Here is a 26,251-nt window from a genome sequence, read left to right as displayed (position 1 = left end):
CCAGTAATCCTCAATTTCGGCGTGAAAATGTCTTGAAACGGGGATTGCGGAGCAGGCCATCAAACGGATAATTGACAGCATGAAGAGAGTTCGCAAGGCAGTCTTCCCGGTCGCCGGTCTCGGCACGCGGTTTCTCCCGGCCACCAAGGCCATCCCCAAGGAAATGCTGACCGTCGTCGACCGGCCAGTCATCCAGTATGTGGTGGATGAAGCGCGCGAGGCCGGCATCGAGCATTTCATCTTCGTCACCGGCCGCAACAAGGCCGTCATCGAGGACCATTTCGACGTCCAGTTCGAGCTCTATGATACGCTGGCCCAGCGCGGCAAGGACGACCAGCTTGCTCGCCTGCAACGGTTGCAGCCGGCGCCGGGGCAGACCAGCTTCACCCGCCAGCAGGTGCCGATGGGGCTCGGCCATGCCGTCTGGTGCGCGCGCGAACTGGTCGGCGATGAACCCTTCGCCCTTTTGTTGCCCGACATGATCATGCAGTCGGAAAAGAGCTGCATGAGGGAGATGGTCGAGCTTTACCAGGAAACCGGCAACAACATCATCGCCGTGCAGGAATGTGATCCCGCCGAAGCCCACAAATACGGCATCGTCGGCCGCGGCGAGGACACGCATCATGGTTTCCGCATCACCGAGATGGTGGAAAAGCCCAAGACTGGAACCGCGCCGTCCAATCTCTACATCAACGGCCGCTACATCCTGCAGCCCGAGATCTTCAAGATCCTCGAAGGCCAGGAAAAGGGCGCCGGCAACGAGATCCAGCTCACCGACGCGATGCTGAAGCTTGAAAAGCTGCAGCCCTTCTTTGGCTACCATTATCAGGGCCGCACTTTCGATTGCGGATCGCCGGAAGGCTTTGTCGAGGCCAATGTCGCCTTCGCGCTATGGCGCAGCGACATGAACGAGAACATGGCCGGCGTCATCCGCACGCTTCTCGACGAACTGAAGCCGTCGGAGCGTCGCGGCGCCGCCTTCTAGAGGCTATGTCGACATTCAGGTGATGCCGGCCTGCGAATGGTGGGTTCCTGCGCTTCCGGTGCTCAAATGTAGCTCCGTTGCGGTTCTCGGAATCCATCGCTCTCGACTCGGCCTGACCTGAATCTCAACATACCCTTGGCGTAGGCCTCTGTGCGTGCAAGTGCTCAGCGCTGCACCTTCACGCCCAGGAAGATGCTGTTGGCAGTGTAGTCGCGGCCCGGCAGATTGCTGGTCAGCTTTTCGGTCCTGACCCGGGTGGTGAGGCCGGCATAGCGGTTCAGCCACCAGGTCAGGCCGGCCTCGGCGCTCAGGGTCATGTCGTGGCCGTCGACGCCGATATAGTCGCGCCAGTCCAGGCCCAGAGCCGCATTTCCGGTAAGGTTGGCACGAATCTGCCGTTCGCCCGTCAAGCGGCCGGAGTAGAGGATATCGCCGCTTTCATCGGCGGTGGTCGTGGGCTCGACGGTGGTCTGGCCGGTCAGGCCGATCGTGGTACCGCGTTCGGGCGACCATTTGAGGTCGGCGTTGACAGTGGCGCCTGAAATTGCCTCCAGACTGCTGTCGTCGATCGCTTCCCGTAGCCAGCCGGCGGAGAACTCGCCGGAGAGCTTCTCGCCCATGTCGAGTTCAAGGCCGGCGCGGGCGCCGAGCCGCGTCGAGGAGCGCTCGAAACCCTCGTTGTCGACGCGTTGATCATAGTCCCGGCGACCGACCTCGATTTCGGTGAAGGGGGTGATGGCCGGCGAGATTTCGTAGCCGGTGCGCAAGGTCGCCGTGTAGAGCGTGGAGTCGCGATCCTTTTGCGACAGCGAGGTACCGTCCGAAAGCTTGGCGTCGCCATAGAAGTCGTGCGTGACCGCGCCGGTCAACGCATAGCGCATCTTGCCGGCGTCCTTTTCGATGCCGAGGCTGCCGTCGATAGTCTGCCGCAGCGGCTGCGTGTCGACGCCGGCAATGGCGTCCGGCGAGGAGGCCGATTCCGGTACGGCCTCGTAGCCGAGCTTGGCGATGGCGCGCAACTCGTTGTCGAGGTCGACGTTGAGCTGGCCTTCGATGCGGCCTTGCTCATTGTGAACCGGATAGCCCGACACGGTCTCGCGGAAAAGGCCATAGCCATCGATCGTCGCCGAGTTCTCGCTCCAGTCGGAGGCGGCGGAAAAGCGTAGTGCCGTCTCGGACAACAGCGCCGACTTGCCGGCATTGCTCGAATCGCCGTTCGACGTGGCGGTCAGGCCCTGTTCGATGGTCGGCCGGATGACGAACGAACCCCATTTGACACCGGTGGCGGCGAACGGATCGTCCTCGGCCTTGTTCTTCTGGCCCTGGATGGAGGCGGTGCGTTCGGCGCCCGGGTCGAGCTTCTGCCGGTCGACGGTGTCGATGGTGACGGCACGGCGGTTGGCTGCGTCCTGATCCGCGTCATTGGTATCGGCATCATCCGTCGTGGATGCAGTGGTGTCGGTGGACGCAGCAGCGCCGGTGGTTGCGGTCGTCGACTTTTTCTTCTTCGACTTGTCGGCGGCCTTGTCCTTGGCCTGAGCCGCCGCATTTCGGCTGGCAGTTGATGGCCGGCGGCGAGGCTTTGGCGGTGCCGGGGTGTCGGTGGAGGTATCGTCGGTGGCAGCCGGCGGATCAAACACGCTGCCGGTCGCCGTTGCGTCGTTGGTGTCCGTGTCGTCGGGCACGGCGCCGGCGCTGGCCGGCAGGTAGGTTCGTGCCGGCGCATTGTCCTGCGCGGCATCGGCCGGCGCCTGCTGGCCTTGGGCTGCCAGGGCGAGTTGTCGCGCCTTGCGCTGCTGATCGGAGAGGATCGCCGATTCGGACACCTCGCCACGCAGTTCCGCTTCCTGGGCATGGAGCGCCGTCGGGCGCAGCAAGGCAAGCATGCTGGTCGCCAGCAGCAAGGCGCAGGCGGCCTTGCTCCTTCGTCCTCTTGATTTTTCTGGATGAACCCCGGACATCGCCACCACTGCTCGCGCGGCGCACGCGCGCCATACTTACCGAACCGTAAACGGGGATGGTTAACGGAGGGTTGAGGGGGGCGGCCACGTCAGGGGGCCTCAAGCGCCAATTTCCAAGAGGATTCATGCCGCGTGCGTCAAGGTTTTTGTCCTCTTGCTTGTCGCCGTCCCAAACCACCTCGGACAGTTGGGCGACGTGCGTGGGGCCATTTCTGTTGGACAGGCGGGCGGCAACACGTTAATCGCATCAGCCATGCATGCGGGATCCCTGGATAAGAAGCCTTTGGACAGGCAAGCGTCGATAGCTTCGGCGCTGAGAACGTTGGCAACCGAACAGGCCGGTGTCACGGCTCTTGCCGAGGCACTCGAGAACGGACTGGCCGGGCCTTTTGCCCATGCCGTCGACGTGATCTCGAAGATCGAAGGCCGACTGATCGTCACTGGCGTCGGCAAAAGTGGCCATATCGGTTCGAAGATCGCGGCGACGCTGGCCTCGACCGGCACGCCGGCCTTTTTCGTCCATCCCGCCGAAGCCAATCACGGTGATCTCGGCATGATTGCCAGGGATGACGCCATCATCGCCATGTCGTGGTCGGGCGAGAGCAGGGAACTGATGGGCATTGTCGCCTATTCCAGGCGCTTCTCCATTCCGCTTATCGCCATAACCGCCGGAGAGACATCGGCGCTGGCGCGGGCCGCGGACGTCATGCTGCTGCTGCCGCGTGCAGCGGAGGCCTGCCCGCACGGCCTGGCGCCGACGACGTCGACGCTGCTGCAACTGGTCATCGGCGATGCGCTGGCGATCGCCCTGCTCGAAGCGCGTGGCTTCACGCCGGACCATTTCCGCACCTTTCACCCGGGTGGCCAGCTCGGCGCCAATCTGACGCAGATCCGCGAGATCATGCATGTCGGCGACAGGCTGCCGATGGTGGTCGCGGGCACCGGCATGCAGGAGGCGATCCTGGAATTGTCGCGCAAGGGATTTGGCTGCGTGGCGATCACCGACGCCGACGGCGCTCTGGTCGGCATCATCACCGATGGAGACATCCGACGCCATATAGGCAGCAATCTGCTTGCGATGACGGTGGATCAGGTGATGACAAAAGGACCGAAGACGGCGGCGCCGGACACGCTGGTGGCAACGGCGCTGCAGACGATCAACAATTCAGCCATCACCAGTCTGATGGTGGTGGAAGGCAAACGGCCGGTCGGACTGATCCACCTGCACGATCTCTTGCGTATCGGCGCGGCCTGAGCGTTCAGACAGCCTCCACGGTCAATTCCAGATCCGTGTCGGCCGCGGCCGTCACCCGCACTTGCGTGCCGGCCGGCAGGTCCGGGCCGGAGACACGCCACAGCGTATCGCCCAGCTTGATGCGGCCGCGCCCGTCCCGGATCGGTTCGGCGAGCGTCGCCATCCTGCCGACCATCTGCGCGCCGCGCCGGTTGAGCAGCGGCTGATCGGTCGGATCATTGCGCCCGCCGACCAGTTTCTTACCGGCATAGGCCGACACAACAGACAATGCCAGGAAGGCAAGGACCTGGATCTGCCAGGTCCAGAAACCGGCGTCCCAGATCAGCAGCGATACCGCGCCGATGATCAATGCGGCGATGCCTATCCACAGCATGAAGATGCCGGGGGCGATGACTTCCATCACCAGCAGCACGAAGCCCAGAACCATCCAGCTCCAAGGGCCGAGTTCGGAAATGATGCGGTCGATCATGGGAGTGTAAACCCTCAGTTCTCGCTCGGGCGAACCACAGGCGGACGCGCGGCCTGCCTTTGCGCGCCTGTCGTGCCTTCGCTGCGGAAGACTTCCTTGGCGATCTCGCCGATACCGCCAAGCGTGCCGATCAGCGACGAGGCTTCCATCGGCATCAGCACGATCTTGCTGTTGGTGGCCGTGCCGATTTTGCCGAGCGCTTCGGTGTACTTCAGCGCCACGAAGTAGTTCAACGCCTGCACGTCGCCCTTGGAGATTGCTTCCGACACCACTTGCGTGGCGCGCGCTTCGGCTTCAGCCGAACGCTCGCGCGCCTCGGCGTCGCGGAAAGCGGCTTCCTTGCGGCCTTCGGCTTCGAGGATCTGCGACTGCTTGAGGCCCTCGGCGGCGAGGATCTGGGCGCGCTTGTTGCGCTCGGCCGTCATTTGCCGGCCCATCGATTCGATGAGATTGGCTGGCGGGTTGATGTCCTTGATCTCGACGCGGGTGATCTTGATACCCCACGGATGGGCCGCTTCGTCGACGACGCGCAGCAGGCGCTCGTTGATAGCGTCGCGGTTGGATAACAGTTCGTCGAGGTCCATCGAGCCCATGACGGTACGGATGTTGGTCATCGTCAGGTTTAGGATGGCGTTCTGCAAGCCGGAAACCTGGTAGGCGGCCTGCGCCGCGTTGAGGATCTGGAAAAAGGCGATGCCGTCGACACCGACGATGGCGTTGTCGCGGGTGATGATCTCCTGGCTCGGAACGTCGAGCACCTGTTCCATCATGTTCATCTTGGCGCCGATGCGGTCGACGAAAGGCGTGATGAGATTGAGGCCGGGGCTCAGTGTCTTGGTGTAACGGCCAAAACGTTCGACCGTATAGTTATAGCCTTGCGGAATTGTCTTGATGCCTTTGAACAGCACCAGCACGACAAGCGCGACCAGAACAATGACCGCAATATCGAAACCACTGAAATCCATTTGGCTCTCCCTCAGAGGCAGGCCGCGAAAGCCACTCTCGCGCAGCCGGCTTCACCAAAGACTTAAGTGTGTTTCAGCAACGTTACAATCAGGTGATGATGGATTGTTTGTGGGTTTGCACTCAGCGGTTGAAGGCAAACAACTCTGCATCCGTATCGTCAAGTCCGTTGATCGAGGCCGAAATGATCTCGGAAGCGATTTGGGAGAACGTGATGCCATTGCCGCCGTAACCCATGACGGCATGGATGCGCGGGTGTCTGGGAAGCGCGCCGATATAGGGCAGGCCGGTTGTCGTGGTGCCGAACGAACCGGTCCAGGCGAATTCGGGCCTGACGTCGAGATGCGGAAACAGCCGGCCAAGTTTTTCGGCAATGCGCGTACTCTTGTCAGCGATCAGCCCGTCGCGCCGCGTCTCGTCGACGAAATCCTCGTCCTCGCCGCCGCAAACCACCCTGCCGTCGGCCGTCGCGCGCATATAGAGGTAGGGATCGGAGGCTTCCCAGATGAAGGCAGCATCGGGCCAGATCTTTCGCGATTGTGGGCGTGTCGCGATCGCCCATGTCGAGATGATCCGGTGGGCCGCCGCCGGCACGATGTCGACCAGCTCGTAGCCGGTGGCCAGAACAACGTGCCGTGCGGTGATGGTCGGGCCATCCCTAGTCGCCACGACCACCTCGTCGGCACTGTCCTCGATCGCCGTCGCTTCGGCCGGGGCGTAAAAACGGGCCTTGCGCTCCAGGGCCTTCAGCAGCAAGCCAGCCGTCAGCTTGCGCGGGTCGAGCGCGATGTTGCCATGGCTGAGGATGGCGCCGTCGCGGGCGATGCCGAATGTCTCTGCCAGCGGTGCTGATGTGAGATAGGTCGCGGCGATGCCTGCTTTCCGACGGGCGTCGACCTCGTCGCGGAGTTCCGATGGGCCGAGCGCCGTGCCGGCCAAATAGAGCGATGGGGTGCGGCTCAGGGCGCAGTTGATGCCGAGTTCGGCAATGCGAGCAGCGAGGTTGGAAACGGCGAGGCGCGAGCGTCGCCAGGCCTGCTCCGCCGAGGCTCTGCCGATCATCTTCGAGAGCATCGAAAGCGGCTGGTCGATTTCGAACTGCACCAGTGCGGTGGTTGCCGAGGTCGAGCCTTTCAACGGGCCGCGGCGGTCGATGCAGATCACCGCATGGCCATCGGCCGTCAGCGCCTCGGCCATCATGGCGCCGCTGATGCCCATGCCGATGATCAGCACGTCGGCCTTTGTGATCAGCACGTCGGCCTTTGCGTCACGGGTGAGCGTGATGGTGTGCACCGCAGGTGCGCGATAGGCGGACCAGACGGGCCGGCCAGTTCTGAGGTCGAGTTTGCGAGGCATCAAGTTCTCCGGAGGTGCTGCTCAACGCCCCGGAGCTTGTGTTGTTCCGGCCTCAGGCCCAGCCGGACAGTTCCCGCCGCACCATCGCCTCGATCACCCCCATGCCCTCGGCGCTGTCGTTGAGGCAAGGGATATGGGCGAAGTTTTTGCCACCGGCATGATGGAAGGTCTCGGCCGCCTCGCGGCCGATCTCGTCCAGCGTCTCGATGCAGTCGACCGAAAAACCGGGATTGACGATGGCGATCGACTTGACGCCGTCCCTGGCCAGCTTCTCGACGGTCTTGTCGGTGTAGGGCTGCAGCCATTCCTGCGCGCCGAAGCGCGACTGGAAGGTGATGATCAGTTTCTTGTCATCCCAGCCGAGCCGTTCCCGCAACAGCCGCGTCGTTTTCTGGCAGTGGCAATGATAGGGGTCGCCCTTCTCGAAATAGGGTTTTGGGATGCCGTGAAAGGAGGCAACGACAACCTCCGGTTCGAAATCCAGCGTGGTCAGATGCCGCTCGATCGAACGCGCCAACGCTTCGATATAGACCGGTTCGTCGTAGTAAGGGGGCACGCTGCGGATGGCCGGTGCGCGGCGCATCTTCATCAGGGCACGAAACAGCTGGTCGTTGGCGGTTGCCGTGGTCGTCGCCGAATACTGCGGATAGAGCGGGAAGCAAAGAATGCGGTCGCAGCCTTTGTCGACCAGCGCCTGGGCCACACTCGCGGTCGAAGGATCGCCGTAGCGCATCGCCCAGTCGACGACGACATCGGGCAGGTCGCGCAGCGCCTCGGCCAGCTTTTCGCCCTGGGCGCGGGTGTAGGTGCGCAGCGGCGACTCGTTCCTTTCCCGGTTCCAAATCCTGGCATAGTTGGCGCCCGACTTCTTCGGCCGGGTGGTGAGCACCACGCCGTAGAGGATCGGATACCAGATTGCCTTGTTGAGCTCGATGACGCGTGGATCGGACAGGAATTCCCGGAGATAGCGCCACATTGGCTTGAAATCGGTGCCGTCCGGCGTGCCGAGGTTGACCAGCATGACGCCGATCTTGCCAGCCTTGACCGGCGGATGTCCGGCCGGCAACGGGCCGATGGCCTTCGCGGCTTTGGGATCGACAGGGGTCGAAAGCGTCATAAGGGTTCTCCAGGAGACGCGAACCTAACCATCTTGCGCGCGCTTTCAATGCAGCGTCTGGCCGCACCTTAGCCTGAAAGCAGAAAACCCGCCCGGTTTCCCGGGCGGGCGCTGTCGTCGAAAGGGTGAAGCGAGGCTATTTCGCCGGGATGGTGAGCGTCGCGCCAAGCGCAAGGCGGTGAGGCCTTTGACCCTTGTTTGCCTCATAGATCAGTTTCCACTTGGTCGCGTCGCCATAGGCCTTCTTTGCCAGATCCCAATAGGTATCGCCGGCAACGATGACATGGCTGCTTTCGGCCGGTGCGGCCTCGGCTGGCTTTGCCGGTTCGGCAGGAGCTGGTGCGGGAGCCGGTGCTGCTTCAGCCGGTTTCGCTGGCGCGGCAGGTGCAGCGGGCGGCGTGGGCGCCGTCTCTGTCGATATGGCCGGTGGCGTGTTGGCGATATCGCCCGAGTTGGCGGGCAGTTCGGGCATTGCAGGCGCCGCCTCCGCAGGCTTTGCCGGTTCCGCGGGTGCGGGCGCCGGGGTTGCTTCTGCAGGCTTGGCTGGTTCAGCGGCCGGCGCCGCTGGCGCCGCCGCAACGGTCGCGGCGATCTCGGTGATGCGGCCGTCGAGCTTCGGCGTGTAGGGCCGGTGCGCGCCGAGATAGTCGGCAACCACCTGTTCGAGGCCCGGACCGTAGTCATACGCATTCTTGGCCTTGTCGGCGAAGATCTTGTAACCGTCGCCGCCCTGGCGGACGTAGTTGTTGGTGGCGACCAGGTAGTCCTTGTCGGGGTTGATCGGCGCCCAGACGCCGCCTTCCATCACTTCCACCGCCTTGACGCGACCGGCGTTGGGGGCGACGGATTTGTCGAAGGAATATTTCAGGCCGGCGACCTGCGGGAAGCGACCTGCGCCGTCCTCGATCTGGCTGAGGCCGCTCTCGAGGCCGGCCACCAGGTCCTTGCCGGAAATCTGGAAGGTCGCCAGCGTGTTCTGGAACGGCAGCACGGTCAGCACCTCGCCCATGGTGACGGTGCCCTTGTCGATCGAGGCACGCAGGCCGCCGCCATTGGAGATGACGATCTCGACGCCCTGACCCTTGACGCGGTCGAGGATGGCGTCGGAGACGAGGTTGCCCATCGCGCATTCGCGGGTACGGCAGCTCTCGCGGCTGCCGTCGATGACGTCGGTGGTCTCGGCCACTTCCTTGTTCTTCAGAGCCTCGATCGGCGCGCCAAGCTCCTTGATGCGGGCGAGCACTGCCGGGTCGGGGGTGATCGACTTGTCGAGATAGATCGGGTCGCCGCTGGCCGATTTTACGACGCCATTGTCGTCGAACACCACCTTGAACTCGCCGAGATATTTCGAATAGGACGCGGCCTGCACGACCGGCACCTTATAGCCGTCGGGATTGTCGACCATCGTCGGATAGGGGCCTTCCGCCTTCGGGTCGGTGTTCGACAGCAGCGAATGGCTATGGCCGCCGACGACGACGTCGATGCCCGGGATTTTCGCAATGACGTCGCGCTCGCGCCTGTAGCCGATATGGGTCACGGCGATGATCTTGTTGACGCCTTCGCCCTTCAGCTTCTCGACCTCCGCGGTGATCGACTTGACGTCGTCCTCGATGGTGATGTTGGGGCCGGGTGAGGCAAGTTCGGGCGTGTCGTTGGTCACCGCGCCGATGATGCCGATCTTCTGGCCGCCGACCTCGACGACGATCGATGGCTTGACGCGGTCGCCGAGCTTGGATTGCGCGTTGGCCTTCACATTGGCGCCAAGCACCGGGAACTTGATCATGTCGAGGAACGGCGCCAACGCCGTCTCGCCATCGTCGAATTCATGGTTGCCGAGTGCCATGGCGTCGAACTTCATCTCGTTGAGGAATTCGCCTTCGACCTTGCCCTTGTAGGTCGTGTAGAACAGCGATCCCTGGAAATTGTCGCCGGCGCTGAGCAGCAGCACGTTCTGGCTTTCCAGCTTCTTGCGTTCCTGAGCGATCGCGGTGATCAGCCTGGCTGCGCCGCCTATGCACTCGCCCTTGGTCTCCTCCTCGGCCGAGCAGGTCGATTCATATTTGTTGTTGCCTTCGATGCGGCTGTGCCAGTCGTTGATGTGCAGGATGTTCAACGTGTAGTCGGCAAAGGATGCGCCGGCCGACAGGCCAAGTGCTGAGGCGGACAGGGCGGCAATGGCGGCAAGTTTCTTCATCTTCGTCTCCCGGAAAGCTGATCAGAGGCGTTAACGCTCTTGCTTGACTGGAACATAACAGTCGGCGTTTTGGCTATGTTCCCATCGCGTTCCGGATGACGCAAGCGGAAATCCGGGGACTTTTGCCGGCATAAAAAAGACGGCGGCCAATTGGCCGCCGTCCTCAGGAACGTGAATGCTCGCTGGTTCAGGTGCGCCGTGTCAGCACGAAGTTCTGGCCGCTGGAGCTGGTGCAGTTGAGCTGGCTGGTCGACACCATCAGGCAGTTGAAGCTGACCGCGGTCTGGCGGATCAGCGACGTGCCGTTGATCTGCACCGACGTGGCGCCGGTCATGGTGTAGCTGCCATCGGCAAGCTTCTGGCCGGTGTCGGTCGCGACGGTCGTGAAGGTGCCGCTGGCGAAGGTCGAAAGGCCGGTGCCCTTGGCGTCGATCCAGGAGCCTTCGACGCCTTTCGGCGAAGCCGCCATCGGCGGTTCATCGGGGCCGCTGGTCGCACAGGCAGCAAGCCCCACTACAGCAGCTGCTGCAACGCTCATCGAAAGAATCTTGCGCGCAATGTTCATTTTGAAAATCCTCTCCTCAGTCCGCATCCCTTCAATCGCCCGATTTCCGGGTGATTGCAAGGCAATGGAGTATCCCGAGCAGGCCGCTATCGGACGAGGATGTTGCGGAACTGCCACGGGTCGCTCCGGCCGAGGTCTTCCGGGAACAGGCCGGGCCGGTTGTCGAGTGGCGTCCAGTCGGTGTAGTAGCCCTTGACCGGTCCGAGATATTGCGACTGCACGTCCAGGCAGCGCTTGTAGTCCATCTCGTCGGCCTCGACGATGCCGGCCTCCGGGTTTTCCAGCGCCCAGACCATGCCGGCGAGAACCGCCGAGGTGACCTGCATGCCGGTGGCGTTCTGGTAGGGCGCCAGCTTGCGCGCCTCGGCGAGCGACAGCTGCGAGCCGTACCAATAGGCATTCTTGTCGTGGCCGTAGAGCAGCACGCCGAGTTCGTCGACGCCGTCGACCAGTTCGTTCTCGTCAAGCACGTGGTGCACCGGCTGAGGCTTGCCGGCGGCGCCGAACATCTCGTCCAGCGACAGCACCGCGTCATTGCAGGGATGGTAGGCATAGTGGCAGGTCGGGCGGTAATGAACCTTGCCCTTCCTGGAGCGCACGGTGAAGAAATCGGCGATCGATATCGCCTCGTTGTGGGTGACCAGGAAGCCATATTGCGGGCCGGGCGTCGGGCACCATGAGCGCACGCGCGTGTTGGCGCCGGGCTGCTCCAGATAGATGGCGGCCTTGGAGCCATGCTTGTGCTTCTTGGCGTTCTTCGGCATCCACGTCTCATGCGTGCCCCAGCCGAGCTCGGCAGGCTGCAGGCCCTCGGAAATGAAGCCCTCGACCGACCAGGTGTTCCAGAACACATCCATCGGCTTGGGTTTCTTGGTCCGCTGGGTGTCGCGCTCGGCGATGTGGATGCCCTTGACGCCGGCCTTCTTCATCAGCTTGGCCCAGCCCTCGCGGTCTTCCTGTGCGGGCTCTGAAAACTCAAGGCCGAGATCGGTGGCGAGGTTGACCAACGCCTGCTTGACGAACCACGAGACCATGCCGGGATTGGCGCCGCAGGTAGAGACTGCCGTCGCGCCGCCAGGCTTGTCGTGCTTTTCTTTGATCATCGCTTCGCGTAGCGCATAGTTGGTGCGGCTGGCATTGTCGGCCTTGGTATCGAAATAGAAGCCGAGCCATGGCTCGACGACGGTGTCGATGTAGAGCACGCCGAGCTTGCGGCAGAGCCGCATCAGGTCCACCGAACCGGTATCGACCGACAGGTTGATGCAAAAGCCCTGGCCCCCGCCATTGGTCAGAAGCGGCGACAGCAGCTTCTTGTAGTTATTCTCGGTCACGGCTTCCTGGACGAAGGCGATGCCGCGCTCGTCGAGCAGCTTGCGATCGGTGTCGCGCGGGTCGAGGACCGTCATGCGCGACTTGTCGAATTTGAAATGGCGTTCGATCAGCGGCAGCGTTCCCCTGCCGATCGAGCCGAAGCCGATCATCACGACAGGGCCGGTGATCTCACCGTAAACGGGCCAGGTTTCATTCGCCATTTTATCGGACACTCCTTCAAAACCCAGGAAACTGGGAAAACACGCGCAAAACCGGGCATATTTTGCCCGGCGGCCATGCGCTACATCACAGATCATTGTCACAAACCAGCGAAAAGCGCCAACCAGGGGCTACGCGTCATTGGCCATGTGGTTAAGGACGGCGATCAGCCGGTCGCGGTCTGATGTCAGGCCCTTGTAGTCGAGTTGGGCGAGATCGAGCGCTTCGAGCTGGGCGGCGAAAGACGCTGCGAGCTTCGCCCGATCCGGGTGCCGCGCCAGCAAGGCGAGTGGATCGAGATGGATGCGGATGGTGAACAGGATATCTCCTGAGACCGGCAGTTTGCGCAGCGTCTGCCGCTCGACACGGATGAAGGCATGGGCGTCGATGTCACCGTCCGGAAACCGTGACGGGCGGTTGGTGGCGCGGTCGATGCGCTGCAGGTCCGAGAGCGGATGGTAGAGCGCGTTGTCAGACTGGATCGACCAGTTGTAGCGCTCGACCGCCTGGCCCTGGAGACCGTCGAACATGCGGTTGATCAACTCCGCCGGGCGGGTGCCCGGCCCGAAACCCGGCACCGGCGCGTGGATCTCTTGCAGCGGCCGGCCGAATTTCTCGACCAGCAGCCAGGATGAGGGAAAGCACAGCGAGCCGGCAACGAGCCGCCAACCGCTGTCATTGCGGCGCATCAGGATCAGGTCTTCCTAGATGAGCAGCGAGGCGGCGACGAGCGGGGCGTCCTCAAGATCGGACGGGAGTGCGGGATGGTTCGCGGCGCCCATGACCTCGAGGCCCGAACCGGTGCGCCGATAGGTGCCAGGAAATCTCTCCAGCAGATGCGTGCCGAGCAATTCGAGGACTTCCTGCTGGGCCTCCCGCGTGCCGTCCTCCTCAACGAAAACCCGCTCGGGGATTTCGGCATAGAGCTGGCGTTTCTCGGCGAGGTAAGGCAGCAAATGATCGTCGACCTCGATCCAGTCTGCCGGATCGAGCGGCTTCAGCCCGATGCTGAAGAGTTTTGACGAGCCGTCATAGGGCGTATGGGTGGGCTGGGCCTCGAGCAAGCTCATGCTTCCCTGAACGTGTCCAGGCCGGCGCCGGTCATCCTCGCCAGGAATTCGGTGACTTCATAGTCGGCGGCGCCTGCCCTGGCGAATGGATCCTGCGCCAGCCTGGCGTCGAGCACCTCGCGCGGACATTGCGCGATGATGACGCCACCGGTTCTCGGTTTCTTCGGCCCGGAGGCAACGAAGATGCCGTCCGCATAGCAGGCCTTCAGCCACTCGACATGCGCCGCCTGCAAGCGGTCGATCTCGGTCAGCGGCACCTTGTAGTTCAGCGAAATGACGAACATGGCATTCTCCGATCACACCAGCCTTGCGGGAATCAAGCCGCGCAGCGAATTGCCGACAAAGAGCGCCTTGGCCGACAGCAGATCGCCGTAGCTGTAGAACGCTTCGCGGGCGCGGCCTTCATCCAGAAGCTCGGCGCGCAATACGCCAGGCAGCAGGCCGCAGTCGAGCCGCGGCGTCGACAGCACGCCGTCGCCAAGATCGGCGAAGACATTGGTGATGGTGGCTTCGCAGATCTCGCCACGCTCATTGGCCAGCAACACCTCGTCGGCCTGGGTGATGAGATACTCGGCGCGGGCATGCGTGTAGAGCTGCCGCCGGCTGGTCTTGTGGCGCAACAGAATGTCGTGCGAATCGAGCCTCGTCCGCGCCAGCCGCAGCACCCAGACCTTGTCGGCGGCGAGCGGTTCATAGGGCTGTACCGAGGCGGTCACCGCGCCGTCGCGCGACAGGACGAGGCGCGTGCGCAGCGCGATGCCGGATCCGTTGACCGCATCGCCCAGCACCTCGCCGATCTTTTGCGGATCGCAGGCAAAGCCAAGCTCCGCCGCCGAACCATAGAGGCGGGCAAGGTGGCGATCGAAGCGCAGGAAGCCTGCGCCGGGTTCCCAGCGCATGGTCTCGATCAGCTGGAAATCGGCGGTGTTCCCGTCGCGAAGCGCGCTTTCAGCAGACACTCCTGGTACTCCTCCTGCGCCGTCGAATCGAAGACGACGCCGCCACCGACATTGTAGACGGCCTCGCCGCCGGAAAAGAGCGAGATGGTGCGGATCGCTACGGAAAAGCGCATCGTGCCACCGGGCGCGATCCAGCCGATGGCGCCACAATAGGCGTCGCGCGGCGTGCCTTCCAGATCGTGCAGGATTTCCATGGCTCGGATTTTTGGCGCGCCGGTGATCGAGCCGCACGGAAACAGCGCCGCGAAGATCTGGCGGATCGAGAGACCCGGCAGCAGTTTCGCCCTGACGTCGCTCACCATCTGGTGGACGGTCGGATAGGTCTCGATGCGGAACAGCGCCGGCACATCCAGCGTGCCGACCTCGCTGATCAGCGAGATATCGTTGCGCAGCAGGTCGACGATCATCCGGTTTTCGGCCTGGTTCTTCTCGTCGTTGCGCAGGAAGATCTTCTGCCGCTCATCCTCGGCCTTGGTGGCGCCGCGCGGCGCCGTGCCCTTCATCGGATGCGTCTCGATCATGCCGGCAGTGTCGATCTCGAAGAACAGTTCGGGCGAGCGCGACAGCACGATGGGATCACCGAGTGCGACCAGCGCGCCATATTTCACCGGCTGGCGTTCGGTCAGCGCATCGAAGGCGGCAAGCGGGTCGCCTGACCATTGCGCATGCACCGGAAAGGTCAGGTTGCCCTGGTAGCAATCGCCTTGCCTGATGTGCTGATGCAGCCGCGAGAACCGCTTCTCGTAGTCTTCGAGCGACCACGTCGCGCGGGCGTCGAAGATCGGGCCATTGGTCGCCGCTGCATTGCGGGGCGGCACCGCCTCTTCGACCGGCGCATCGAAAACCCCAAGGCACAGGAGCGGAGCGCGGCGCCCCTTCGGCAGCAAGGGAACAAGCTTCGGCTCGAGCAGATAGCCCGCCTCATAGGAGAAATAGCCGGCCAGCCATTTGCCGGCGTCGTGCGCGGCTTGCGCCGCCGCCAGCGCCGGCAGGAAATCCTTTGCCTCATGCGCCACGATGGTGTCGGCCGGCCGGTCGAAAACGAGCTGGCGCGCGCTTTCGTCGTTGCGGAAAATTGCGGCGGGCAAGGACATGGGACTCTGATGTTGCGGTCAATGAAGCCGTCGACCGCTCTATATGGGGGGCCGCTCGCGCGCAATCGAGGGAACGGCACGCTGCCACTCAAAGCCGACCTCTTGGCCAACCTTGGGGCCAAGCTGGGCCGACGTTGCGGGCCAACAGCAAACGGCGGCGCCTTGGCACCGCCGTTTGTAACGATCTTGCTTCCGCCGGTCAGGTGTTGCTGGCGGTTCCCGCTGTCGGAAACTGCTTGGCGAACTCCGTCTCGTCGCCGGCGGCGAGCAGCTTGGCCTGCTCGATCCAGCGTTCGCGGGCGATGCGGCCGTCGAAGTTCATGACATCCTCGATCCGCTTGATATCGGCGGCTGTCCACGCGGCGATCTGGGCGAAGCTGGTGACGCCTTGTGCCTTGAGCAGCTTCTCGTTGACCGGGCCAATGCCGATCAGCCGGCGCAGATTGTCGGGCTTGGCCGCTGCTGGTTTGGCAGTTGCCGAACTCTTGGCTGCCGAGGTTGCAACTGCGGGTTTGGCTGGAGCCGTGGCTTTGGCTGCAGGTTTCGACGCTGCCGGCTTTGGCGCCGCCGATTTGGCAGGGGCGGTCTTCGCGGCGGCCGGTTTGGCCGGTGCAGGCTTTGCCGGGGCAGATTTGGCTGTCGGTGGTGTCGACATCAGGGCTGCGGGCGCCTGGCCTGCCGGCTTTGCCGCACTGGTTCCGGCAGCGGGCGTCGCCTGTGCTTCGCGCAGCCGGCGCTCGAGGTCGGCACGGGTCTTGCCGCATGCATCGAGTTCACCGGTCAGGCGGTCGCTGTCTGCGCGCAGCTTGTCGCGCTCGCTGCGTGTGCGGTCGAGGTCGCCGCGCAAGCTGTCGAGCTCGCCGCGCAGGCGTCCCCAGAGGAACCAGCCCACCAACACGCCTACCAGGAACGCCAGGAGCATGTAGAAAAAAGTGCCCATTGTCTCTCTCCAGTCAGATCCGTCTGCCGAGGCATGGGTCCATGACTTTCGGCGAAGGACTACTCGATGGTGGTTCCGCGGTTCGCAGAACAGCCGGCTTCGATGGAGCTGTCGGCGATCGGCTTTGCTTGCCCATGGCCAACGGCCGTTTTCGCGTTCGCCAAGGCGCCACGGTTGGCTGAGACTTTCCCTCGCCGATCCGCTTCCACTCCGGCTGAGCTTGGAGGGAAGGCTATCATAGAGCTTGTGGAAAGCTATCGGAAAACTTCCGCGCAGAGTACTTCAAGAACAGATATTTAGGCCAAGAATAGCCGTCTCCGACATGCATTCCGGCTAAACTGTTCTGCGGGCAGATGAGACCTGGAGGCGCGTTTCAAGCGTCGAGTGTTTCCAGCTCGTCGATCAGGCCGCTGATGACGCCAAGCCCGATCTGCCAGAAGGCGGGATCGGTGGCATCAAGGCCGAAGGGCGCCAGGAGTTCGGAATGATGTTTGGTGCCGCCGGCACGCAGCATTTCGAAATACTTGTCCTGGAAACCGCGCTCGGCGTTCTGGTAGACCGCGTAAAGCGAGTTCACCAGGCAGTCGCCGAAAGCATAGGCGTAGACGTAGAACGGCGAATGGATGAAGTGCGGAATGTAGGTCCAGAACACCTCGTAGCCTTCGCGCAACTTGATCGCCGGCCCGAGGCTTTCGGCCTGCACTTCCAGCCAGAACTGGCCGAGCCTGTCGGAGGTCAGTTCGCCATTCTTGCGCTCCGCATGCACCTTGCGCTCGAATTCATAGAAGGCGATCTGGCGCACGACCGTGTTGATCATGTCCTCGACCTTCTGGGCGAGCATGGCCTTGCGCTCGCGCCTGTCGGTGGTCTGGTCGAGCAGCGAGCGGAACGTCAGCATCTCGCCGAAGACGGATGCCGTCTCTGCCAGCGTCAGCGGCGTCGAGGCCATCAGCGCGCCCTGGCCACTGGCCAGCACCTGATGCACGCCGTGGCCAAGCTCATGCGCCAGCGTCATCACATCGCGCGGCTTGCCCATGTAGTTGAGCAGGACATAGGGATGTGCCGACGGCACCGTCGGATGCGCGAAGGCGCCGGGCGATTTGCCCGGACGCACCGGCGCGTCGATCCAGTTGCGGTCGAAGAAGGTTCGCGCGATCTCGGCCATGTCGGGCGAAAAGCGCTGATAGGCTGACAGTACGGTGTTCCTGGCCTCGTCCCAGCCGATGATCGCCTGCGGCGTATCCGGCAAGGGCGCGTTGCGGTCCCAGTGGTTCATCACCTCCATGCCCAGCCAGCGCGCTTTCATCGCATAATAGCGGTGCGACAGGCGCGGATAGGCGTCGCGAACGGCGGACGCCAGGGCATCGACCACACCGCGCTCGACGCGGTTGGCCAGATGGCGTGAATCGGCGATGTCCTCGAAGCCGCGCCAGCGGTCGGAAATCTCCTTGTCCTTGGTCAGCGTGTTGGTGATCAGCGTGAAGGTACGCAAATTCTTGCGGAAGGTCGCGGCCAGCGCCTCGGAGGCCCGCCGGCGCACCTCGCCGTCGGCATCCTGCAAGCGGTTCAATGCCGGTTCCAGCGTCAGCTCTTCGCCGTCGATGTCGAAGCGAAGATCGGTCATCGTCTCGTCGAACAACCGGTTCCACGCGCCGCGTCCGGTGATCGATTTTTCATGGAAAAGCTGCTCGACGCGGTCTTCGAGCTGGTAGGGCTTGTCCTTGCGCAGATCGAGCACCCAGGGCCGGTAGTGGCCGAACGCGGGATCGGTGGCAAGCGCGCCTTCGATCGCGCCGTCGTCGATCAGGTTGAGTTCGAGCGCGAAGAACAGAAGGTGTGCGCTGGCGTCGGTCATCTTCTCCTGGATGTCGCCATAAAGCTTGGCGCGCTGCGGATCGGCGGTGTTTCCGGCATAGACCAGCCCCGCATAGGAGACGATGCGGCCGATCAGCTCCTCCAGTGCCTCGTAGGCGACAAGCGACTCGCCCAGCCTGCCGGCGCTGCCGCGCTCGGCCTCGGCAGCCAGCGTGCCCTTCCAGCGGCTCTCGAAGCTGACCGCGTCGGTGGCGGCCTTGGCGATGTCGCGCTTCAGTTCCGGCGCATCCATGCCGGCATAGAGATCGGCAAGGTTCCACTCCGGCAGGTCGCCAAGCTCGGCCGCGCCCTGACCGGAGGCTGGCGCCGTCAGCGGCCGAGCAGAAACCATGTGCCCAGAAACCATGTGCATCGCCGATACCTTCCGTGGCCAAGGTTCAAGAGGAAACGAGAAGCCGGTCAAATGCTAAGGAATTCATTCACCGGGTTTTTTGAAACCTTATTTAGAACCCTGTGCCAAGATGGTCCACAGGGCAGATTTCCTCGGGCGGGCAGTCGTATCAGTCATGACAGGTTCCATACTCATAGTCGATGACGATCCCGTGCAGCGCCGGCTGCTCGAGGCGGCGGTGACGCGGTTCGGCTACAACGCTGTCGTCGTCGACGGCGGCGCGGCCGCTCTCGATGTCCTCGAAGGGCCAAGCGCCCGCGAGGTTTCGGTGGTCATCCTCGATCTGGTCATGCCCGGTCTCGACGGCATCGGCGTGCTGAAGGCGATGCGCGAGCGCGACATAAATGTCCCGACAATCGTGCAGACCGCCCAGGGCGGCATCGAGACCGTGGTCTCGGCGATGCGCCACGGCGCCTTCGATTTCGTCGTCAAGCCGGCCTCGCCCGACAGGCTGCAGGCGTCGATAGGCAATGCGCTCAAGGTCGAGGCCGTCGAGGGCGAGGTCAAGCGGACGTCGCGCCGGCGCGGCGGGCTTCTGACCTTCAAGGACATGATCACGCACAGCCCGGCCATGGACAAGGTGATCCGCCTCGGCCAGAAGGCGGCGGCGTCCAACATCCCGATCCTGATCGAGGGCGAGTCCGGCGTCGGCAAGGAACTGGTGGCGCGCGCCATCCAGGGCAGTGGGGACCGCCGCTCGAAACCCTTCGTCACGGTCAATTGCGGCGCCATTCCCGACAATCTGGTCGAATCGATCCTGTTTGGCCACGAGAAGGGGTCGTTCACCGGCGCCACCGACAAGCACACCGGCAAGTTCGTCGAGGCGCATTCGGGAACGCTGTTTCTCGACGAGATCGGCGACCTGCCGCTCGACGTGCAGGTCAAGCTGCTGCGCGCCGTGCAGGACGGCGAGGTCGACCCGGTCGGCGGCCGCTCGACAGTCAGGGTCGATATCAGGCTGATTTCGGCGACGCACCGCAACCTCCTGCAGCAGGTCAAGGACGGCAAGTTCCGCGAGGATCTGTTCTATCGGCTGAACGTCTACCCGATCTTCGTGCCGCCGCTGCGCGACCGCCGCGACGACATCCCCTATCTGGTCACGCATTTCATGGACAAGGTGGCGCCGGCCGACCCGCGTCGTCGCCTGCAGGGCATTTCGGCCGCAGCGCTCGCTGTGCTGCAGGCCTATGACTGGCCGGGAAACATCCGGCAGCTCGAAAATGCCGTCTTCCGGGCCTCGGTGCTTTGTGAAGGCGATGTGCTGACCACGGAGGACTTCCCGCAGATCCGGGCGCAGGTGGAAGGGACAGTCAATCTCGACGTCGATGGCGCTTCGCGGCTTGAGCCTTTTCCCCTGGACGTCCAGCCGGGCGACGAGGAAGCCTTGCCCGGCGAGGGAGTCCTGGCGACCGAGCCTGATCCGCCGGCTAGGCTGCAGCCTCGCTTCGGCACGTTGCGAGCGCTCGACGAACGCGGCAATGTGCGTGCGCTGGCCGATGTCGAACTCGAGATGATCAAGCTCGCCATCGATCACTACAACGGCCAGATGAGTGAAGTCGCCCGCCGCCTCGGCATCGGCCGCTCGACGCTGTACCGCAAGCTCAAGGAGTACGGCATCGACCCGGAGACCGGCCGTGTCGACCGGCTCGCCTCGTAGGTGTGTGGACCTGATTCTCAACACCGCTTGGAGCGCATAATCCCTTCCGGAAACCAGTTTCCACCATGCTTTGCCGGCCTTCGGTTCGGGATCCATGCTTCGGACGCAAGGCCGGAGCCAGCTTGCAATGTCACACTACGCCCGGTATCGGGTTTCGGCGGGAATGTGGCGGGGCTATGGACAGGCCTGTTCACGCATTAAGGCTAACGGTAACAGATCGTGTTTCGGCCAAAGGCGGAAACATGATCTAAACCAGCGGTTTACCAAGAAAGCCTGTGAACGATTTTTGACGGGATATCGCCACGGTGTTACCGCATTTCGGCTTCAATAAGCGATGATTAACCATTAGGATCGATATTCGGATGTGATAACGACACATCCGTTTGGGCAAATCCGGGGACAAACGGCAGCCTGCAGGGCCTTTTGATTTGAACAGAATCGAACGACACACAAACGGGCGGCACCATCACGTGAGCGTCTGGCCGAAATGGCTGGCAGCGTTGATTGTCGCTTTTGGTTTTGTTGCCGCGGCCGCAACTGGCGCCAGCGCCGAAACACGTTCGCTGAAGCTTTATCACCTCCACACCCACGAGAAGGCCGAGATCGTCTACAAGCGCAATGGCCGTTACGTTCCAGAGGGTCTGAGGAAGATCAACATCATTCTGCGCGACTGGCGCCGCAACGAGCCGACCAAGATGGATCCGCGCCTGCTGGATCTGGTCTGGGAAGCGTATCGGGAAGCCGGTGCCACGGATTACATCCAGGTCGTCTGCGGCTATCGCTCGCCGTCAACGAACTCGATGCTGCGCAGCCGCAGCAGGGGCGTCGCCGAGAAGAGCCAGCACATGCTCGGCAAGGCGATGGACTTCTACATTCCCGGCGTGCCGCTGAAGAAGCTGCGCAACATCGGTCTCAAGATGCAGGGCGGCGGCGTTGGCTACTATCCGTCATCCGGTTCGCCGTTCGTCCATATGGATGTCGGCAATGTGCGCCATTGGCCTGGCATCAGCCGCCAGGAACTGGTCAGCCTGTTCCCCAACGGCAAGACGCTGCATGTGCCGAGCGACGGCAGGCCGCTGCCCGGCTATGAGCAGGCGCTCGCCTCCTACAAGGCGCGCAAGGGTTCAGGCGCGCCGGCCATCGAGCTGGCCAGTGCCGGCGGCAGCAGCAAGAAATCAGGTGGGTTCCTGTCGGCTTTCTTTGGCGGCGGCGACGACGAGGCCGACGACAGCGCCGATGTCGAGACCGCTTCGGCTGCACCTCCGCCCAAGGCTAGAAACCTGAAGCCTGCCGCGGCAGCCAAGACCAGCAACCTCCCGGGCATCGCCATCGTGGCGCCGGAGAATGCGCAGCGCGCCGAGATTCCGCAGGTTGCCGAGGAGCAGGCTCCGGAGCCGGAAAAGGACACGCCGGAGACGATCATCGCGGCGCTGCCTGCCCGCAGCATTCCACTGCCTGATTTCGCACCGCGGCCGAAGGCCGATGTCGGCGCCCAACAGCCCGAGAACGTTCCTTTTGCAATGGCTGATGCGACAGCCACCACCGAACAGGCCGTGGCGACCGCGCATGCACCGGCGAACGTGCCGTTCGGCATGGCCGATCCGTCGGCCGCCCCGGATCCGGCCCAGGTCCCGGATGCGGCCCAGGTCGCGGTCAATAACGTACCGCTGCCGACATGGCGTCCCGACGATTCGCTGCCGGCCGCTCTGGCTCCGCCGCCCAGCAAGGATGTGCTGATGGCGCTGGCGGATACGGCTGAGCGCGGCAGTACCGCGACCGATGCGTTCTCGGTGCTGCCGACGGAGCGGCCCGAGATGGCCAGGCCGGATGCGGTCAAGGCCGTGCTCGACGAGGCCAACGCCCAGGTTGGCGCGGCCGATGCGTACCAGGTCGCTTCCTTGTCCGCGTCCGAGCCGCGTTCGGCCTTCAACGATCTGTCGGGCGCCGATGCCGCCTCGCCTCGCCTGGCTGTCGTTGCCCGCCCGGCCGGCTCCGACCCGGCCGCCGCGATCGGCGCCGGCGTGAAGACGACCCGCAAGGAATCGAGGGCCACCGCCCGCGACCTGAAGCCCGGTCCCAAGGCCATGGTGGTTGCCGCCGCACCGCAGGCCGCCCGCTGGGCGCTGACCAGCGGCGAGAATGTCGCCACCGTTTCAAGCGCCACGACAGCGCCGGGCTACGCCTACAGCATCGTGCATACGCCGCCGAGCGAGGTCTATACGGCCGGCTTCCAGTCGGGCAACCAGATGGCCGATGCCAACCGCTTCACTGGCAACGCCGTCAAGTTCCTGTCGGTCGCCCGCTTCCAGACCAAGTAACGGACCAGCCAGACGAAAAAGCCGCGCCGGGCAACCTGCGCGGCTTTTTGCTGTTCAATCGTCCCATGCGGTGCATTGAAGCGATTGTCGGATGGCCATCGGGTCGGGCTTGAAGATGTGAAACGCGGTTCGAACCGACGATCGGCAACGAGCCGACAATCATCACCTGAGATCGGGTCTCCACCTGCGGGATCACGGGCAGCTGAACTTCTCGTGAAGCCGGAACAGCCTGCCCGTTTCCAGGTTAGTATGAGTGCGTTCCAACCCCTGGGGATATTCATGAAGACAATTCTACTGGCATCAGTTCTGGCGCTGGCGGCGGCATCGGCCACTATCGCTCCATCACAAGCCGAAACCGTGATCATCAAGACCGGCAAGCATCACTGCAGGACCAAGGTGGTCACGCATTGGGCTCACCACCGCAAGGTCGTGGAAAAGGTCCGGGTCTGCAACTGATCCTGTTCATGCAGGAAAATCTTGACCCGGTCGGCCAAAGCCGACCGGGTTTTTCCAACGGAATCGCCGCAAACCCGAATGAGTGGATGCGTTATCGACCGAGCTTGCTCGCCGCGCGTGCGAGAGCTTCGATCTCGTCCCATTTGCCGGCCTTGACCATGTCGTCGGGCGCCACCCAGGAGCCGCCGACGCAGACGACGTTGGACAGGCTGAGATAATCCACCGCGTTCTTGCCGGTGATGCCGCCGGTCGGGCAGAATTTCACATCGGCGAGCGGCGAGGCGAAGGCCTTCAGCGAAGCGATGCCGCCCGACTGCTCGGCCGGGAAGAATTTGAGAAAGCGCAAGCCGGCTTCCCGTGCGGCCATGATCTCGCCAGGCGTGATGGCGCCGGGCAGCAGCGGAACATCGCTGCCGGCGGCTGCCGCCAGAAGCTCGCGCGTGACGCCGGGGCTGACGATGAACCGCGAGCCCGCGCCCGCGGCCTCTTCGAACTGATGCGTATCGAGAATGGTGCCGGCGCCGACGATGGCTTCCTCGACCTCAGCCGCCACCCGCCGGATCGCTTCCAGCGCATCGGCGGTTCTGAGCGTGATCTCGATCGCCGGCAGGCCGCCACGCGCCAGAGCGCGGGCCAGCGGCACGGCGTCGGCGACATTGGCGATCTTCAGCACCGGGATGACCGGCTGGCCATTGAGGAGCGACAGGAGTTTTTCGGTCTTGCTGGGCATCTGTCTCTCCGTATCGTGGGACAATTCAACCGATTAGCAGACGGGTGTTTTTCTGTCCATGAAACGAAGCGTGTCGCGATGTCACGCGCCGTGGGCGGTCATACCAGCCATTGCCATCAAAACACGATGACGGGCTGGTGAACCGGCTGCGCCTTGAATCGGCTGCGACGAGCGTCTAGAGCAGCTCATCGTTTCACGGAAACGGCGAACCGCTCTAACTTCTTGTCTTGACGCAATTCCGGACGGAAAACCGCTTCACGCTTTTCTTGGAACTACTCTAGGTGCCTCGGCAATGACTTTGTCCACGCCAACAGACCCCATCCGCGTCGCCGCGCTCTACCGGTTTGCCCGACTCGACGCCTTCGATGAACTGCGCGCGCCGCTCGCCGCTTTCTGTTGCGGGCGCGGCATCAAGGGCACCTTGCTTCTGGCGCATGAGGGGATCAACGGCACCGTCGCCGGCAGCGAGACGGCGATCGCCGAACTGATCGATTATCTCGAAGCCATCGAAGGGCTCGCCGGCCTCGAGATCAAATACAGCAGTGCATCAGACATGCCGTTCCACCGCATGAAGGTGCGGTTGAAGCGCGAGATCGTCACCATGGGCGTCGGGGATCTCGACCCGGCGACGAGCGCCGGCACCTATGTCGCGCCGGCCGACTGGAACGCGCTGATTTCGGAGCCCGACACGATCGTCATCGACACGCGCAACGCCTATGAGGTGTCGATCGGCACCTTCAAGGGCGCGGTCGACCCGGCCACCGCAAGTTTTCGCGAGTTTCCGGCCTGGGTGGACGCGCACCGGGAAGTGCTCGAGGGCCGCAAGGTGGCGATGTTCTGCACCGGCGGCATACGCTGCGAAAAGGCGACGGCCTACGTCAAGTCACTCGGTTTCGAGGATGTCTTCCACCTCAAGGGCGGCATCCTCAAATACCTGGAGGAAGTTCCGGCCGAACAGACCCTGTGGCAAGGCGAGTGCTTCGTCTTCGACGAGCGGGTTTCGGTGTCGCATGGCCTCGCCGAGGGCGAAGCCGAACTCTGCCGCGCCTGCCGGCATCCGCTGACGCCGAGCGAACTGACGTCACCGAAGTTCGCCGCCGGCGTATCTTGCCCGCATTGTTTCGATGCCCGTTCCGATGAGGACCGTCAGCGATACGCCGAGCGTCAGCGTCAGGTCGAACTCGCGCAAGTGCGGGGCAGGGGCCGGCATATCGGCTCCTGATCCCGGCATCGGCCGCTCGCCGCCGAGGATCTGTCCCGAGGACCCGTCATTGTAATGTCAAGCTGTGGGACCTACCTCTTCGGCGTTCGAAACCCGCCCGTTCGGCCGGGCAAATCCTGGAGGCACTGTATGTTCGATCCCAAGAAGCTTCTCGACGATCTGCTCGGCTCGCAAATCCCCGGCACCAGCGGCACCGTCCGCGACAAGGCGGGTCAGGCCGTGCAGATGGCCAAGGGACAATCCGCTGGCCGCCGGCGCGCTGGCTGCCGTGCTGCTTGGAACCGGTGCCGGCCGCGAGGTGACGGGCGCCGCGGTGAAGCTTGGCGGACTGGCCGCGATCGGGGGCCTCGCCTACAAGGCCTACCAGAACTACAAGGCCGGCAACGCACCCGCGGAAGCGCCCGCGGCCGGCGAGCCGGAATTGCTGCCGCCGCCCAAGGATACCGCCTTCCACCCGTCGCAGGCGCCGCAAGGCGAGGACGAATTCACGCTGACCTTGGTTCGGGCGATGATCTCGGCGGCGAAGGCCGACGGCCACATCGATGATGACGAACGCCAGAAGATCGCTGGCAAGCTGAGCCTGGCCGGGATTGGTCCCGACGCCGAAAAATTCCTGATGGCGGAGCTGGAGAGCCCGCTTAACTTCGACACGCTGGTGGCCGGCGCCAAGACCGACGCGCAGAAGCTCGAACTCTACACCGCGTCGCGCCTCACCATCGATCCCGACACCCGCGCCGAGCGCGGCTATCTCGACCTGCTTGCCGGCCGGCTGGGTCTGCCGGATGCGCTGGTCGATCATGTCGAGGCGACGGTTTTGGCCGCGAAAGTGCCGGCCAAGGCGGGGACCTCGCCCAATCCGCGCTGGTAGCCCAAATCGGCACAGGCGGCCTTTGCCGGGTTAACCGTCCGTTAACTCAGGAAGCGCATGATTCTACACAGTCGGACCGGTTTTTCCTCCTCCCAAGCCCGGTTCAGATCAGGGCGGTCGCCAATGACCGCCCTTTTTGTCGGGACCTATCTGTTCGTTTTTCCGAAAATCGGGTTCCACTTTCGGACCAAGCTCTGGTGGTCTCGCTTGCCATCGCAGCCGTCATTTGCGATGCCTTCCCTTCTTGAGCCAAACCCCGAAAATCAGTCGAGCACG

The 26,251-nt window shown here is 63.5% G+C and carries 20 protein-coding genes and 2 pseudogenes; 7 read left to right on the top strand and 15 right to left on the bottom strand.

Going from position 1 to position 26,251, the window contains the following annotated elements:
* Positions 1–79 precede the first annotated feature (79 nt).
* Positions 80–985, top strand: coding sequence for a UTP--glucose-1-phosphate uridylyltransferase GalU (gene galU, locus ACFSOZ_RS26235; protein ID WP_379102687.1), 906 nt, complete (start codon positions 80–82; stop codon positions 983–985).
* 164 nt (positions 986–1,149) lie between these two features.
* Here the strand turns inward: galU and ACFSOZ_RS26230 are convergent, their stop codons facing one another.
* Positions 1,150–2,946 carry an outer membrane beta-barrel protein gene (locus ACFSOZ_RS26230; protein WP_379102685.1) on the bottom strand — a complete coding sequence of 599 codons (1,797 nt, stop codon included), beginning with the start codon at positions 2,944–2,946 and terminating at the stop codon, positions 1,150–1,152.
* 253 nt (positions 2,947–3,199) lie between these two features.
* On the opposite strand from ACFSOZ_RS26230, the gene ACFSOZ_RS26225 reads away from it, so the two are divergent.
* On the top strand, positions 3,200–4,201 hold the full coding sequence (locus ACFSOZ_RS26225) for a KpsF/GutQ family sugar-phosphate isomerase (protein ID WP_379102683.1): 1,002 nt from the start codon (positions 3,200–3,202) through the stop codon (positions 4,199–4,201).
* Between the two features lie 4 nt (positions 4,202–4,205).
* Here ACFSOZ_RS26225 and ACFSOZ_RS26220 read toward each other — a convergent pair whose 3' ends face one another.
* The 13 genes and pseudogenes from ACFSOZ_RS26220 to ACFSOZ_RS26160 form a co-directional block, all read right to left on the bottom strand.
* Positions 4,206–4,670 (bottom strand): NfeD family protein, encoded by a 465-nt coding sequence (locus ACFSOZ_RS26220; RefSeq protein WP_379102681.1) that lies wholly within the window; start codon positions 4,668–4,670, stop codon positions 4,206–4,208.
* Positions 4,671–4,684: 14 nt separating this feature from the next.
* Entirely contained in the window at positions 4,685–5,635 is a 951-nt protein-coding gene (locus ACFSOZ_RS26215; protein WP_379102679.1) for an SPFH domain-containing protein, read from the bottom strand.
* 121 nt (positions 5,636–5,756) lie between these two features.
* Positions 5,757–6,989 carry an NAD(P)/FAD-dependent oxidoreductase gene (locus tag ACFSOZ_RS26210; RefSeq protein ID WP_379102677.1) on the bottom strand — a complete coding sequence of 411 codons (1,233 nt, stop codon included), beginning with the start codon at positions 6,987–6,989 and terminating at the stop codon, positions 5,757–5,759.
* Between the two features lie 52 nt (positions 6,990–7,041).
* The gene (gene hemH / locus ACFSOZ_RS26205; RefSeq protein ID WP_379102675.1) at positions 7,042–8,106 is read right to left on the bottom strand and encodes a ferrochelatase; all 1,065 of its coding nucleotides are present in this window, start codon (positions 8,104–8,106) and stop codon (positions 7,042–7,044) included.
* Positions 8,107–8,242: 136 nt separating this feature from the next.
* Positions 8,243–10,300 (bottom strand): 5'-nucleotidase C-terminal domain-containing protein, encoded by a 2,058-nt coding sequence (locus ACFSOZ_RS26200; RefSeq protein ID WP_379102673.1) that lies wholly within the window; start codon positions 10,298–10,300, stop codon positions 8,243–8,245.
* 187 nt (positions 10,301–10,487) lie between these two features.
* Complete coding sequence (omp10, locus tag ACFSOZ_RS26195; RefSeq protein ID WP_379102671.1) at positions 10,488–10,865, bottom strand: outer membrane lipoprotein Omp10; 378 nt, start codon at positions 10,863–10,865, stop codon at positions 10,488–10,490.
* An 86-nt stretch (positions 10,866–10,951) separates the two neighbouring features.
* The gene (locus tag ACFSOZ_RS26190; RefSeq protein ID WP_379102669.1) at positions 10,952–12,397 is read right to left on the bottom strand and encodes a homospermidine synthase; all 1,446 of its coding nucleotides are present in this window, start codon (positions 12,395–12,397) and stop codon (positions 10,952–10,954) included.
* Positions 12,398–12,526: 129 nt separating this feature from the next.
* Positions 12,527–13,465: pseudogene (locus tag ACFSOZ_RS26185) on the bottom strand (heme-dependent oxidative N-demethylase family protein).
* Complete coding sequence (locus ACFSOZ_RS26180; RefSeq protein ID WP_379102667.1) at positions 13,462–13,749, bottom strand: YciI family protein; 288 nt, start codon at positions 13,747–13,749, stop codon at positions 13,462–13,464. The pseudogene ACFSOZ_RS26185 and the gene ACFSOZ_RS26180 overlap by 4 nt, the downstream one beginning before the upstream one ends.
* A 12-nt stretch (positions 13,750–13,761) precedes the next feature.
* The gene (locus ACFSOZ_RS26175) at positions 13,762–14,424 is read right to left on the bottom strand and encodes an aminotransferase class IV family protein (RefSeq protein WP_379102666.1); all 663 of its coding nucleotides are present in this window, start codon (positions 14,422–14,424) and stop codon (positions 13,762–13,764) included.
* Entirely contained in the window at positions 14,373–15,518 is a 1,146-nt protein-coding gene (locus tag ACFSOZ_RS26170; protein WP_379102664.1) for an aminodeoxychorismate synthase component I, read from the bottom strand. Before ACFSOZ_RS26170 ends, ACFSOZ_RS26175 begins: the two co-directional genes overlap by 52 nt.
* Before the next feature lie 199 nt (positions 15,519–15,717).
* Complete coding sequence (locus tag ACFSOZ_RS26165) at positions 15,718–16,458, bottom strand: proton-conducting membrane transporter (RefSeq protein WP_379102662.1); 741 nt, start codon at positions 16,456–16,458, stop codon at positions 15,718–15,720.
* Positions 16,459–16,831: 373 nt separating this feature from the next.
* Positions 16,832–18,664, bottom strand: coding sequence for a M3 family oligoendopeptidase (locus tag ACFSOZ_RS26160; protein ID WP_379102660.1), 1,833 nt, complete (start codon positions 18,662–18,664; stop codon positions 16,832–16,834).
* 175 nt (positions 18,665–18,839) lie between these two features.
* Here ACFSOZ_RS26160 and ACFSOZ_RS26155 point away from each other — a divergent pair, with 175 nt between their 5' ends.
* From ACFSOZ_RS26155 to ACFSOZ_RS26145, 3 genes are all read left to right on the top strand, one after another.
* Positions 18,840–20,381 carry a sigma-54-dependent transcriptional regulator gene (locus ACFSOZ_RS26155; protein ID WP_379102658.1) on the top strand — a complete coding sequence of 514 codons (1,542 nt, stop codon included), beginning with the start codon at positions 18,840–18,842 and terminating at the stop codon, positions 20,379–20,381.
* A 470-nt stretch (positions 20,382–20,851) separates the two neighbouring features.
* A complete protein-coding gene (locus tag ACFSOZ_RS26150; RefSeq protein WP_379102656.1) occupies positions 20,852–22,699 on the top strand; it encodes a peptidoglycan L,D-endopeptidase MepK in 1,848 nt (615 codons plus the stop codon).
* Between the two features lie 279 nt (positions 22,700–22,978).
* On the top strand, positions 22,979–23,155 hold the full coding sequence (locus ACFSOZ_RS26145) for a hypothetical protein (RefSeq protein WP_379102654.1): 177 nt from the start codon (positions 22,979–22,981) through the stop codon (positions 23,153–23,155).
* Between the two features lie 91 nt (positions 23,156–23,246).
* Here the strand turns inward: ACFSOZ_RS26145 and ACFSOZ_RS26140 are convergent, their stop codons facing one another.
* Positions 23,247–23,885, bottom strand: a complete 639-nt coding sequence (locus ACFSOZ_RS26140) for a 2-dehydro-3-deoxy-phosphogluconate aldolase (protein WP_379102652.1) — start codon at positions 23,883–23,885, stop codon at positions 23,247–23,249.
* 292 nt (positions 23,886–24,177) lie between these two features.
* On the opposite strand from ACFSOZ_RS26140, the gene trhO reads away from it, so the two are divergent.
* Positions 24,178–25,107, top strand: a complete 930-nt coding sequence (trhO, locus tag ACFSOZ_RS26135) for an oxygen-dependent tRNA uridine(34) hydroxylase TrhO (RefSeq protein WP_379102650.1) — start codon at positions 24,178–24,180, stop codon at positions 25,105–25,107.
* Positions 25,108–25,236: 129 nt separating this feature from the next.
* Positions 25,237–25,975 (top strand): annotated as a pseudogene (locus ACFSOZ_RS26130) (tellurite resistance TerB family protein).
* The last annotated feature ends 276 nt before the right edge of the window (positions 25,976–26,251 follow it).

The sequence above is a fragment of the Mesorhizobium newzealandense genome, from assembly GCF_042682145.1.
Lineage (GTDB): Bacteria > Pseudomonadota > Alphaproteobacteria > Rhizobiales > Rhizobiaceae > Mesorhizobium > Mesorhizobium newzealandense.
Note: the sequence above shows the minus strand (reverse complement) of the source record. Positions and strands in the feature narration are given on the sequence as shown.